At 68.0% G+C, this 11,858-nt stretch carries 12 protein-coding genes; 8 read left to right on the top strand and 4 right to left on the bottom strand.

The features are described from left to right. Positions 1 to 151 precede the first annotated feature (151 nt). Entirely contained in the window at positions 152 to 982 is an 831-nt protein-coding gene (locus FJV41_RS43650) for a hypothetical protein (RefSeq protein WP_141648559.1), read from the top strand. Between the two features lie 8 nt (positions 983 to 990). Next, positions 991 to 1,965 carry an AT hook motif domain protein gene (locus tag FJV41_RS43645; RefSeq protein ID WP_141648558.1) on the top strand — a complete coding sequence of 325 codons (975 nt, stop codon included), beginning with the start codon at positions 991 to 993 and terminating at the stop codon, positions 1,963 to 1,965. Between the two features lie 1,039 nt (positions 1,966 to 3,004). Here FJV41_RS43645 and FJV41_RS43640 read toward each other — a convergent pair. Beyond that, positions 3,005 to 3,619 (bottom strand): tyrosine-type recombinase/integrase, encoded by a 615-nt coding sequence (locus FJV41_RS43640; protein WP_141648557.1) that lies wholly within the window; start codon positions 3,617 to 3,619, stop codon positions 3,005 to 3,007. Between the two features lie 129 nt (positions 3,620 to 3,748). Between FJV41_RS43640 and FJV41_RS43635 the strand changes: the two genes are divergently transcribed. Further along, positions 3,749 to 4,549, top strand: a complete 801-nt coding sequence (locus tag FJV41_RS43635) for a BRO-N domain-containing protein (RefSeq protein ID WP_181791346.1) — start codon at positions 3,749 to 3,751, stop codon at positions 4,547 to 4,549. Positions 4,550 to 4,676: 127 nt separating this feature from the next. Here FJV41_RS43635 and FJV41_RS55050 read toward each other — a convergent pair whose 3' ends face one another. Beyond that, complete coding sequence (locus FJV41_RS55050) at positions 4,677 to 4,970, bottom strand: hypothetical protein (protein ID WP_220137948.1); 294 nt, start codon at positions 4,968 to 4,970, stop codon at positions 4,677 to 4,679. A 482-nt stretch (positions 4,971 to 5,452) separates the two neighbouring features. Between FJV41_RS55050 and FJV41_RS55045 the strand changes: the two genes are divergently transcribed. Continuing rightward, a complete protein-coding gene (locus tag FJV41_RS55045) occupies positions 5,453 to 5,995 on the top strand; it encodes a phage terminase large subunit family protein (RefSeq protein ID WP_368773781.1) in 543 nt (180 codons plus the stop codon). A 13-nt stretch (positions 5,996 to 6,008) separates the two neighbouring features. Here the strand turns inward: FJV41_RS55045 and FJV41_RS43620 are convergent, their stop codons facing one another. Further along, entirely contained in the window at positions 6,009 to 7,214 is a 1,206-nt protein-coding gene (locus FJV41_RS43620; RefSeq protein ID WP_141648553.1) for a helix-turn-helix domain-containing protein, read from the bottom strand. Further along, a complete protein-coding gene (locus tag FJV41_RS43615; protein WP_141648552.1) occupies positions 7,211 to 8,041 on the bottom strand; it encodes a hypothetical protein in 831 nt (276 codons plus the stop codon). Before FJV41_RS43615 ends, FJV41_RS43620 begins: the two co-directional genes overlap by 4 nt. 289 nt (positions 8,042 to 8,330) lie before the next feature. On the opposite strand from FJV41_RS43615, the gene FJV41_RS54320 reads away from it, so the two are divergent. Genes FJV41_RS54320 through FJV41_RS43595 form a run of 4 tightly spaced genes read left to right on the top strand, consistent with a single transcriptional unit; the run spans position 8,331 to position 11,665 of the window. After that, the gene (locus FJV41_RS54320) at positions 8,331 to 8,531 is read left to right on the top strand and encodes a hypothetical protein (RefSeq protein WP_246137794.1); all 201 of its coding nucleotides are present in this window, start codon (positions 8,331 to 8,333) and stop codon (positions 8,529 to 8,531) included. Next, positions 8,528 to 10,327 (top strand): phage portal protein, encoded by a 1,800-nt coding sequence (locus FJV41_RS43605; protein WP_246137793.1) that lies wholly within the window; start codon positions 8,528 to 8,530, stop codon positions 10,325 to 10,327. The genes FJV41_RS54320 and FJV41_RS43605 overlap by 4 nt, the downstream gene beginning before the upstream one ends. Continuing rightward, on the top strand, positions 10,324 to 10,605 hold the full coding sequence (locus tag FJV41_RS43600; RefSeq protein ID WP_141648549.1) for a hypothetical protein: 282 nt from the start codon (positions 10,324 to 10,326) through the stop codon (positions 10,603 to 10,605). Before FJV41_RS43605 ends, FJV41_RS43600 begins: the two co-directional genes overlap by 4 nt. Next, positions 10,586 to 11,665 carry a head morphogenesis protein gene (locus FJV41_RS43595; protein WP_141648548.1) on the top strand — a complete coding sequence of 360 codons (1,080 nt, stop codon included), beginning with the start codon at positions 10,586 to 10,588 and terminating at the stop codon, positions 11,663 to 11,665. The genes FJV41_RS43600 and FJV41_RS43595 overlap by 20 nt, the downstream gene beginning before the upstream one ends. Positions 11,666 to 11,858: the final 193 nt, after the last annotated feature.

The raw sequence follows: 11,858 nt of genomic DNA, 5'->3' as shown, positions 1-11,858 counted from the left end.
AGGCCCACCAGCGCACCAACGTCCGCGAGGCCATGCGCCAGGCGGTGGAGACGTGCCCGCCGGGCCGCTGGCCGCTGGCCGTGTGCAAGGACGACGGGCAGACGCCCCTCGTCACCATGCAGTTGGATGACTTCCTCGAGCTGGTGCGCGAGTGGTGGGAGGCCCGTCCTCGGTGAGTGACTTCTTCGGCCACCTCCTGGGCCTGCTGCGTGTGGAGGCGCTCTCCCCTCGGCACCACGCCGTCTTCGCGGCTGCGCGCACGCGGCGGCCCGCCTTCGCGCGCCACGCCACGCTCGAATCGGTGCTGGTCACGTTGGCTGACGCGCGCGAGGAGACGTACCCGGAGAGGGAAGCCCTCACTCGGGCCCTGGTGGCCGAAATGCAGGCCTCCTCCAGCCCCGCGTGGACGGCGGGCCTCGCCGCCGCCTACGCCCCCATGTTGCGGCGCCTGCGCCGCCGCCTCCTCGGCAGCGCGGTGCCCCGGGAGGACCTGGACCAGCTCGTTCTCGCCACCTTCCTCTCCGTCGCGCGCGCCTTCCCTCTCTCCCGCTGGGGTGACTGGACGGCCGTCCGCCTGCGCCAGCAGACGGCGCGCGAGGTGTTCCGGCACCTCCGTAAGGAGCGCGCGGAACAGCACGAGACGTACACGCAGGCGCAGCTCGCCGAGTGGCTGCCGGACACCCGTCACGCCACGCCGGTGGAGAGCCCCAGGAGGCCCAGCGTCCGCCGCAGTTTCGTGAAGCGCGACGCCGTGCTGGTGCACTTGGCCCGGGGCACCCTGCCTCACAGCGACGTCGAAGTCCTCATGGCCACCGTCGTCCGGCGAGAGAAGCTGCGCACCTACGTCAGCCGCCTCGTCGAAGGCGACGCCGCCGAGGCCGAGAGGACGTATCAGCGGTTGAAGCGCCAGCGCACGCGGCTGATGCAACGGCTGCGCACCCAGGTCGTCGATGCGGTGGCCCAGCCCTCCAACGGCTGCTGAGGGAAGGTATGGCCCAGAAGAAGCCCCTCAAGAAGCTGGGGCGCCCCACGAAAGCCGAAGGCCCCCGGCTGCCTCACGACGAGGTGGACCGGCTCCTCGTAGAAGGCGAAGAGGTGCCCACCACGCGGGGCCGTGTGAAGCGGCGCTTCCCCTCCTTGCGCGAACTGGCCGAGCGCTTCGGCGTCGCCCACAGCGCTGTCGCCAAGTACGCCCAGCAGCACGACTGCCTCGGCCGCCGCAAGCGCCTCCTCGCGGGCGAGCCGCCGGACGAGACGCCCGCGCTGGACGCGACGCCCACGCCGGACGAAGCGCCTCCTCCTCCGAAGCGCAAGACGGGCCGCCCCCGCAAGTCCGAGGAGCCCGCGCTACCGCGACAGGAGCTGGACCGCGCCCTCGTCTTCGGCGACGTGAAGAGCTTGCCGGATGGCTCCACCATGACGAGCTACGCCTCGTACCGCGAGCTGGCCGAGCGCTTCGGCGTCGCGACTTCCCTCGTCGCCAACTACGCGAAGGAGCACAACTGCCTGCGCCGCCGCGAGGAGGCCAAGACGCGCATCGCCACCAAGGCGGATGCGAAGCTCATCGAGCTGCGCGCCAACGCCATCGCCGTCTCCAAGGACGACGCCCTGAAGATGATTGACGGCTACCTCCTCGGCTTCGAGGAGGCGCTGTCCGAGGGCCGCGTGCGCGTCGACAACCCCACCGACTTCAACACCATGGTGCGCCTGAAGGAGTTCGTCCAAGGCGGCGCCGACTCCCGCCAGGAGCTGCACGCCAGCTTCTCGCTGGAGGGCCTCCAGGCCCGGCACGCCCAGGCCCTGCGCGCTGCGCGCGAGACGACGCCCGCCGTGCGCGGCGAGGTGGACGCAGAGGTGGTGAGCAGCGACGACGAGGACCTCGACACAGCCTCGCCGGGAAGCCCCAAGGACGGCGCCCCCGTGGCGCCTCCCACGGACGTCGCGGCCCCCGCCGACCCCGACTGAGAGCACCCTCCGGTAAGTGAACGCGGGCACTTTCGCGTTCAGTTTCGCCGTTCACTTTCGCCGCGCCTGGCCTGGCCTGGTCACTTTCCCCCGGGAGCTCCACCTGGCGCGCAGAAGCACACGCCTGGCGCCACAGCCTTCGTAGTTTCGCGAGGTTAGGTCGGACAGCCACCAGGTGCTCGAGCACCGCGGTCCGAGTTCCGGCCCGAACTCGCGCCCGGAAGCACACTCCGTCCAGCGAGGTGGACGCGCGCGCCGTTCACTTCCCCGGCCCGGGACGCCCTCCTCCGCTGCGCCCCGCCGGCCGCCACGTGGCCCACCTGGCGCTCGGCCCCGGTCAGCCCCGCGCACCGCGCCTGTCGCCGCGTGGCGCCCCGTTCGTGCGCGCGTGTCCCCCAGCGCTTCGGGCCGCAGGCCTTTGTCCTCCTCGTGAGCCCCACGACTCCGAGCCAAGCCCTCCGCGCCCCCGCGCTCCGCCCCGCGCGCACCTGGGCGCGCGTGCCGTTACCAGGGCCGAGCCGAATGGCCGAAAATAGGTAAAGGCGGCCATTCGGCGTCACCGCCCCCACGCTGTTTCGCGCGCTTACGAGGCCTCGTGAGGGGCCGAAGCGCCGAGGCCAATGGCCGCTTTCCGCTGGTTGGGCCTCCTGCCGCCCGTCGCGCGGCCCAGCTCCTCCGCAGTCACCTTCACCGCCTGCTCCGGCCGGGCGCAACCATGCCTACCGATGACGCCAGCACGCCTACCCCGCCTACCCCTGACGCCAGGGTGGGGGGTGGTGCGATCTTTCGTGCGGGATGCGCCGCCGGGGCGTGTACCTGGGGCCCTTTTCGAGAGGGTCAGCCCCGAAAAAGTGAACACCCCGCGCCCGTTCATTTGCGCCCGGTAAGTGAACGCCTCGCGCTGTTCACTTTCTTCGCCGGTTGCGCCAGGGGCAGCCTGGGCGGACTCCGCGCACAGCCTCCACTCACCGCCTCCGCGCGGCACCCCGACCCGTCCAGGGGCTCTCGCGGGCACTCAGCGCGGAGGCAGCACGCCCCATCAGCAGGGCAGGTCCTGCGTCACGCGCACCAGCTCGTCGTCCGAGGGGTGCGTGTAGATGACCGTGGAGTCGATGCTGCGCTGGCGCGCGAACCGCTGAGTGAGGCGGATGTCCTTCGTCCTCCGGTACACCCCGGTGCACGCGGTGTGGCGCACGGCGTGGAAGTTGAGGTGCCTCTCCAGGCCCGCGCGCTGCTGCCAGACTCCGAAGCCGTGGCGCACCTGCCGCGTGGACAGGCGCAGTCCCAAGCGGCTCATGAAGAGCGGCGCCAAGGGCCCCACGTCGTGCCCCTGCGAGCGCTTGAGGCGCAGCAGCTTCTCCAGCTTCGCGCGCACCGTGTCCGAGAGGACGACTTCCTGGGAGCCCGGGTGCCGGCGGCACCCCTTGAAGACGCGCAGCGGCACGTGCCGGCGTGCGCGTCCGCGCTCGTCGAAGATGTCGCCGATGTTGAGGGCCACCAGTTCGTGCTCTCGCAGGCCCGAGGCCAGCGCGAGGCTGTACAGGCAGTGGTCCCGGAATCCATCCCGGTGCTCCCCCGTGGCGCGCAGCAGGAGCACCACCTCCTTCTCCGTGAGGGTGCGGGGTGCGCGCGCGACAGCAGCATAGGCAGACATGGCGACTCCTTCGTGAAGAGGACGCGGCCATGCACGCTCTGTAGTCCTAACAAGACAAGTCATTAACCACGCTGCGCATTCTTGAGCCGGGCCCCGCGCGGCCTCGGCGTTTCCCCGAAAGGAGTCGCTGTGCATCCGCTGGCCCATTTCAACTTCGAGGCACACCGCGTCCGTGTCTCCGTGGACGAGCGGGGTGAGCCATGGTTCGTGGCCGCCGACGTCTGCGCGGCTCTCGATATCGCCGACAGCCCGAACGCCCTGGGCCGACTGGGAGACGATGAAAAGGGCGTCGGTACCACCGACACCCCCGGCGGCATCCAGAGAGTCGCCACCGTCAACGAGCCCGGGGTGTATCGCCTCGTCTTCACCAGCCAGGCGGCGGGGGCGGAGCGCTTCAAACGCTGGCTCGCGCACGAGGTGCTTCCCACTCTCCGCAGGACGGAGGCCAACGCGGTTCCGGCCGCCCCTCCTGCACAGCCACGCCAGGCACCCTCCTCACCGCTCCAGGACCAAGTCCTGGAACACCTGGACCTGGCCAGGACGCTCGCCTTCTTCATCCCGGGCCTCAAGCCGGAGCTGGCAGCGGCCCACGCGCTCGACGCCATCCAAACGGACACCGGGTTGTCGATGGCGCCTCACCGCAAGGCGCTGTCGGCCGCCGCGCCACCCGCGTGGCTCAACGCCATGCAGCTCGGCCAGAGGGTGGGGCTGTCTGCCCCGAAGATGAACCTTCGCCTGGAAGCATGCGGCCTCCAACGGCAAGCCGCGAGTGGCGAGTGGGAGCTGACGGACGCGGGCTGGGAGTACGCCGAGGCTGTTCCCCTCAGCCCCCATGAACATTCCGCCTGCGAGTTGCTCTGGCGGCCCGAGGTGCTCGGCGTCCTGGAGGATGCCGCTCGTTCGTCGGCCATTTCCGTCGGCCTCGGTTGAAGGAGGACACCGTGACGCTCAGCATCGTCAAACGCACCGAGGACGACCTCACCCAGTGGCTCGCTACCGAGTCGGGCTTCATCTCCGGCCTGTGCCACTACGACAGCGAGCCCGTGGTGCTGGAGCCCTACCAGCAGGCGCTGCTGGACAACCGCTCCCGCTTCCGCTGGGTGGCCAAGAGCCGCCAGGTGGGCTTCTCCTTCCTCTTCGCGTTGGAAGCCCTCGCGCGCTGCCACCTGCGTGACGGCCACACGGCGGTGTTCGTCTCGTACAACTTGAGCGACGCCGTGGAGAAGGTGCTCATCGCCCGGCAGGTGTACGAGGAGCTGCCGACCGCATTCCAAAAGAAGCTCGTCACCGACGCGAAGACGGAGTTGGCCTTCGAGTCCAACGCCAAGGGCCGTCGCCTCTCGCGCATCATCTCCGTGCCCTCGAAGCCACCACGCGGCAAGCGCGGCGACGCGTACCTCGATGAGCTGGCGCATTACGTGAACGACCGCGAGGTCTACACCGGCAGTACCGCGCTCATCCTGCGCTCTCACGGGCAGCTCACGGGTTGCAGCACCCCGTTGGGCCGGCGCGGCATCTTCTGGGAAATTGCCTCGCAGGAGCTGCGCAAGTACCCGCACCACACGCGCCAGCAGGTGCCCTGGTGGCTGTGCCGATTCTTCAGCCTGGACGTGAGGCGCGCCGCGGTGGAAGCCCCTCTCATGCCCACCGAGGAGCGCGTCGTTCGCTTCGGGCGCCCCGTGCTGGTGGAGCAGTTCGACTCCTTGCCGCAGGAGGACTTCCAGCAGGAGTTCGAATGCCTTTTACGTCGACGAGTCCTACAGCTTCTTGCCCTACGAGCTCATCCTCCCGTGCACCACCGACGAGCTGCCCTTGGCCCAAGACGCCTCCGACGTGCCCGTGCCCCAGGGGCGCCTGGTGGCGGGCTTCGACGTGGGCCGCACGAGAGACCGCTCGGAGCTGGCCGTCTTCGAGGAGGTGCAGGGCCGCTTCACGTGCCGCATGCTGCGCAGCTTCGAGGGCGTGCCCTTCGCGGAGCAGGAGGCCCACCTGCGCCGCCTCCTCGCTGTCCTGCCCGTGGCGCGCCTCAGCGTCGACCGCAGCGGCATCGGAATGAATCTCGCTGAGAATCTCGCCCGCGACTTCCCCCAGGTGGTGGCGGAGAACTTCACCAACGAGTCCAAGGAGCGCTGGGCCACCGACTTCAAGATTCTCCTCCAGCGCCGCGACGTCACCCTGCCGCGCGAGCGTGAGCTTGTCGGGCAGATTCACTCCATCAAGCGCCGGGTGCTTCCCTCGGGGAAGGTGTCCTTCGACGCCGAGCGCACCAACCGTGGGCACGCGGACAAGTTCTGGGCCGTGGCCTTGGCCTGCCAGCGCGAACGGGGGCCGGAGCGGCGAGGTAGCGGGGAGATTGGGGTGAGAGTACTTGGGTAGCGCGGATTCGCGCTCATGCTCGTCGAAGAGGCGTAACCGTTCCCCCACCTGGGGGCACATTTGTCGGCCCAGAACCGTCTCCGTCAGGCGCTGAAGTCGGCACGAGCCTGAGTACTTGCGCGCTTTCGCCGGTCAGAACCCCACGCGGAACTCCCGTCAAAGTCACGATGTCCCGGTTAGCAAAAGGCAGATGCGAACACACCTCTTCGTGGCCCCTGTCTGCCACCCACATCTCAATCGCACGTCGAAGCAAACGCGGCTGCTCGGGAGGAAGCTGCTCATCAAGCGGCTCATTGCGTTTATAGCCTCGACGCGCATAGTTGATATGCAGACGGGTCATCGCCTCGTCGCTCAGGAATCCCAATCTCTGAGCCTGCATCATCATCATTCGAACAGACACCTTCCAGCGCATCTTCAATTCGAAGAAACCATCCACGCTAAAGGTCTTCACCTCATGCCGGAACGCCTCTGGGGGAAAAAGCAGAGCCGCAGCGAACCGATGAGCTTGATTTTCGAAGGCACGCCACTCGCTCGGCTTATTCAGGCGAGCCTGATCAACTCCTCTATGGAGTACGAGGTGGCCGAGTTCGTGTGCAACATCGAAGCGTGAACGTGGACCCGACTCCTTATTAGCAGCCAGAAGCCCTACCGCATGGTCTCCAAAAAACTGTGACAAACCATCCAGCGCCTCCGCATCGACTTGGGCCCGTGCCAGCAAAATCCCATGTTTCTCCAGCAATGCGACCATGTTGCTGATTGGACCTTGCCCCAATCCCCAGTGACGCCGCGTATCGACAGCAAACCGCTCAACCTCAGCGTCCGAGAGCGCTAGCGGATCCCTCGGGATTGCAAAGTCTGGCAAGTTCATGGAAGGCAGGCTGATGAACTGGCCGACCACAGCTCCAAGTCGGTGCAGCCAGCTCAGTTTTGCTTCTGCGGCATTACAGGCAGCAACGCTCGTCGAGCGCTGCGCGCGATAGAAAACCGCACTTCCAGGCACTTCCTCCACGGGCATGAGAAAGTAGCGTTCCGGAACATCGAGCGCGTCGCACAACCGCCGCAATACATCTGCTCGAGGACTGGAGGCACCTTTCTCATAGCCATAGATGGCAGGCACACTGATCTCAACGCGCTCGGCGAGTGCGCGCACGGGGATACCGCGCTCAAGGCGCGCCTCCACCAAGCGTGAGCCAATGAAGCCTGGAGTGCCTAGAATCATTCGTCCTCTGTACCAGGAGCCTTGTTATCGCGGGGGATGATACTCAGCGGCGGCTCCTCCTCAGTACGCTCCTCCGCGAACTCTGTCGCAAGCCCCTGTTCGGAGTTATTAGCAGCCTTGTTATCACGACCGACGATACGCAACGGCGGATCTTCCTCCGTACGCTCCTCTTCGTATTCCACCCCAGGCGGCAGCGCAGAACCACTTGAACCCGGAGTGGGTGGGGTCGGCTCCGCGCCAACCGAGCTAGCAGGGCCGCCCAGATCACGAATCAGCCCAAACAGGGACCTGATGTCCACGTACTTCTTCTTCCTGTGGTGAGGGAATCCCACATGCGCAAACACCGGGAGACCACTCTCCTCCTCGACGTCACTGGAGTAGCCAAACACAGCGTAAAGCTGGGCCTCAGCCAAGGGCTGTTCCTCCTCCAGACCCATCCGCCCCAACATGGAAAGCTGGTTCCCGACTGCCAATGACTTTCGGTAATCGGCGTCACGTGGAAACTCGTTGGGCCACTGCACTGACACCGAAGTGAACGTGATGCCATGCAGAACCACCTCCAGGTGGTTCGTCGAGAAGTTCCCATTCAGGACGGGCCGCGCTCGCCCGCCATAGCGGCGCGCTACTGGTCCCCAGAGCTGGTTGAAGAACTCTCGCCGTAAGTGGGCGAATGCGCCTTTGCGCCATTCGGGCTCCAACTCCCTGCAGTGCGCGGACGCAATACGGTTCGCGTCGCGAAGCGCGCGCAGCGTGTCAGTGAAGAAGCCTGCCGGAACACGCTCGTCCATGTACTTCAGCGGGTTTTGCACCCAACTGCGCGACGCCATACTCGATCTCCCGGTCCCCGGCGCCGTGCCACCGCATCAGCAATGGAGCCGAAACTCGAAGAATTCTATAGAGAAGGAGCCCAAAGCGCAAGGTTCCATGTCACCGCACAGCCGGAATGGTTCGGCGACCCCGCCTCTACAGGCGCCTTCAAGCCCCCCGATGTCCCCGAAATTGGGCCCGAAGCCTTTGTCCTCGCTGGAGGTGAGGCGCGCGGCCCCCAACGCCCTCGCACATCGAGGGCACCCCTCCCACCGCGCGCCTTGCCTCCACCTGGTCCGGGAGGCCCGTGTGCAGAGCGTCGTCAGAGTCTTCGTCCTCGCTTCCCCCTCGGGCGCGCCACACCCCGGGCCGGAGTTCACCGTCGAGGCCTCCACCCACGACGGACTGCTGGAGGCAGTCCACGCCGAGCTGGCGGCACGCGGCCAGCGCGTGCGCGCCGTCTCTCACACCCCCACGGGCCTCCTGGCTTACGTGGAGGACCGTCCGTGACGGTGCCCCTGGAAGTCCACCAGGCCGAGGAGCGCCTCCAGTCCATCCTGAAGGCCGTGGTGGTGGGCGCCCGCGTCGACGAGCCCGCCAGCCGCCCCGGGGGCGAGGACGCCTTGGCCTTCAGCGAGGCCGGCGCCCTCCAGCCTCCGTATGAGCCGGAGGCCCTCTGCCTTCTCGTCGAGCACTCCAACTCGTTGAGGCAGAACGTCGACGCCTACGCGACGAACATCGACGGCTTCGGGTACCGCTTCGAGCCTGCCATCGACTTCGACGCCGACGGCGCCCGGGAGAAGGTGGCCGACGCCATGGCCCTGGAGCGCCTGGCTGCGCGTGACGCGGGCACGCTGCCTTCGGGGACGCCCCCGCTTCCCACGGACGCGGAAGTCACCGCCCATGCCGAGGCAGTGCGTCAGCAGGCCCGGGTGGAGAAGGCCCGCCTGGAATCCTTCTTCGACTTCTGTTGCTTCGACGGCAGCTTCGTCGAGTTGCGTCGCCGCACCCGCCATGACTTGGAGGTGACGGGCAACGCCTATTGGGAGGTGCTGCGCGACGGGAAGGGCGACATCGCCCGCTTCGTCTACGTGCCCTCGTACACGGTGCGGCTCCTCCCTCTCGACAAGGAGGCCGTCGAGGTGCGCGAGCGCGTCCGCATCTCCGCCGTCAGCTTCGACACAGTGAGCACCCGTCGGCGCCTGCGCCGCTACATCCAGGTGCAGGGCAGCGAGCGGGTGTACTTCAAGTCCTTCGGGGATTCGCGCGTCATCTCCCGCCTCACCGGCCGCGCCTTCGCGGATGTCACCACCCTCAAGGCCGCGGACGCCTCCGACGGTCCCGCCACGGAACTCATCCACTTCGCCATCCACTCGCCGCGCTCGCCCTACGGCATTCCGCGCTGGGTCGGAACCCTGCTGTCCGTCCTCGGCTCCCGGCAGATGGAGGAGGTCAACTACCTCTACTTCAATAACAAGAGCGTTCCCCCTCTGGCGCTGCTCGTCTCGGGCGGAAGGCTCTCTGACGCCTCGGTCCCGAGAATCGAGCGCTTCATCGAGGAGAACCTCAAGGGCAAGGCCAACTTCCACAAGATTCTCATCCTCGAGGCGGACGGCGGTGGCACCGGCGACGGAGGACGCGCGAAGATTGAGCTGCGCCCCCTGACGGACGCCCAGCAGCAGGACGCGCTCTTCCAACAGTACGACCAGCGCAACATCGACAAGGTGGGCAGCGCTTTCCGCCTGCCGCCACTGCTGCGCGGAGACGGCCGGGACTTCAACCGCTCCGTGGCCGAGGCGCAGCTCCGCTTCGCGGAGGACCAAGTCTTCCAACCCGAGCGCGACGAGTTCGACTTCTTGTTGAATCGGAAGGTGCTCGCGGACATGGGCGTGCGCTTCTGGCGCTTCCGCAGCCAGACGACGGCCACGAGAGACCCGGAGCGCATGACCGAGATGGTAGAGCGCCTGGTGCGCGTGGGTGTGCTGACTCCCGAGGAGGGCCGCCACCTGGCCGGCGACATCTTCCACCGCGAGTTCCGCAAGATTGCGGACGACTGGGTGAAGCGTCCCATCACCCTCACGCTGGCGGGCATTCAGACGGGCGTCGAAGACTTGAAGCCCCAGAAGGACAAGGGCTCGCTGCTGGGCGAGGCGAAACGCCTCTTGGGGCTGCGAGAAGAGCTTCGAGCCGAGGAGGAGCGCCTGGCCCAAGGACGCCTGGCGCTGGCCCGCCGGTACATGGACACCGAGCACGTCCCCGTCCCCCGCGAGGAGTTCGACACCTGGTTCTCGGGGCAACCCACATGACGCCTGAGCAGCTTCAGCGCGCGTGGGTGCTCCAGGCCCAGGCCGACGCCGAGCGCGGTGTCCTGGAGTGCCGCATGTGCCGAAGGCGCGGGCCCCTGGAGGAGACGACGACGCTCTGGCGCAACGGCCTCCTCGTCTTCGCCCTGTGTGACAGGTGCGCGGCCAGCCACGACGTCGTCTTCTCCCCCACTCCGGCAGGAGTCGAAGTGCGCGCCAAGCGCCGCAGCTCCGTGGAGCTGGTGACGCAGGAGCCCCCCCATGTGCACGGCCCCCGCTGACAGCCTCCTCCTCCTGCACGAGGCGCGGGCGGTGGCGGAAACCCTGCTGGGGGACGTCCTGCGGCTGCCGGTGGCCAAGGCCCTCGACGTCGGCACCGCCGCCGGCATGGACCGCGCAGTGGCCCTGCTTGCCGCGCGCCTTCGCCGCGCCGTCGGGCGCGCGGACGTGGATGCCATGCGAGAGGCGGTGGCCGTCCTCGACGTGGACTGGAGGAAGACGACGGCGGCCCAGCGCAGGCGCCTCGTCTCCCAGTCCCTGGAGGCTGCTGGCCGGCGGACAGCCGTCATCCCCGCCCGCATCCAAGCGCCCCTCGGTGACGCAGCCGAAGAGGTGGTGGCGTCCGCGCGCAGCCACGCCCGGAGAGAGCAGGGCCTCGCCCTCGCCGCCCGCTTCAACGCCGTCGACAGACGCGTGGCCCAACACATCGTCCGGACCCAGGGCAACTTCGTGCGGGACGAGTACGGGCGCCGGCTGGACGCCTTCGGCCAGGAGGCTCGGCGTCTCGTGGCGGAGGGGCTGGAGGCCGGCCTCGGAAGAAGCGACATCGCCGAGTCCTTGGAGAGGGCCGCGCGCGGCGCGCTCATCGAGCGAGCCCCCTTCTACTGGGAGGTGGTGGCGAGCCACTTCATTGGCCAGGGGCGCTCCTTCGCCCAGGTGAGCAGCTACGCCGAGGCCGGCATCCGCCGCTACCGCATCGAGGCCGTCCTCGACGAGGCCACCACCCAGGTGTGCCGCTTCCTCCACGGGAAGACGTTCTCAGTGGGCGAGGCCCTCCAGCGCTTCGAGCGACTGGAGTCCCTCGAGCGCCCAGAGGATGTGAAGCAGGAGTTGCCCTGGGTGCGCGAGCGCCTCGACGCGGACACGGGGCGCGCGCTCCTCTACGTCAACCGAGGCGGCCAACAGACGCGCCTGGCCGAGGTGCTCCGCTCCGCCGCTGGCACACGCGACGACGTCGGCGAGTTCCGCTCGCTCGCTTCGGACAGGCAGCTCGCGGACGCGGGCGTGGGCTTCCCGCCGTACCACGGCCTCTGCCGCACCACGACGCTCGCCGTCACGTAAGTGATGTCCCCGATTTCGCGCCGCAGGCCTTTGTCTCTTTCGGAGACGAAACGCCATGCAGGCCAACTCGACACCGACCCCCACCTCACCTCCGACGCCGGAGGGCAACACGACGACGCAGGAGTCGACCTCCACGGCCAAGGCCGAGGCGACGCCCATCGTCTGGCCTCGCGACCTCAATCTCCCCACCTCG

Origin of the sequence: Myxococcus llanfairpwllgwyngyllgogerychwyrndrobwllllantysiliogogogochensis (genome assembly GCF_006636215.1) — a bacterium.
Lineage (GTDB): Bacteria > Myxococcota > Myxococcia > Myxococcales > Myxococcaceae > Myxococcus > Myxococcus llanfairpwllgwyngyllgogerychwyrndrobwllllantysiliogogogochensis.
This window is presented reverse-complemented; position numbering and strand designations above follow the sequence as displayed.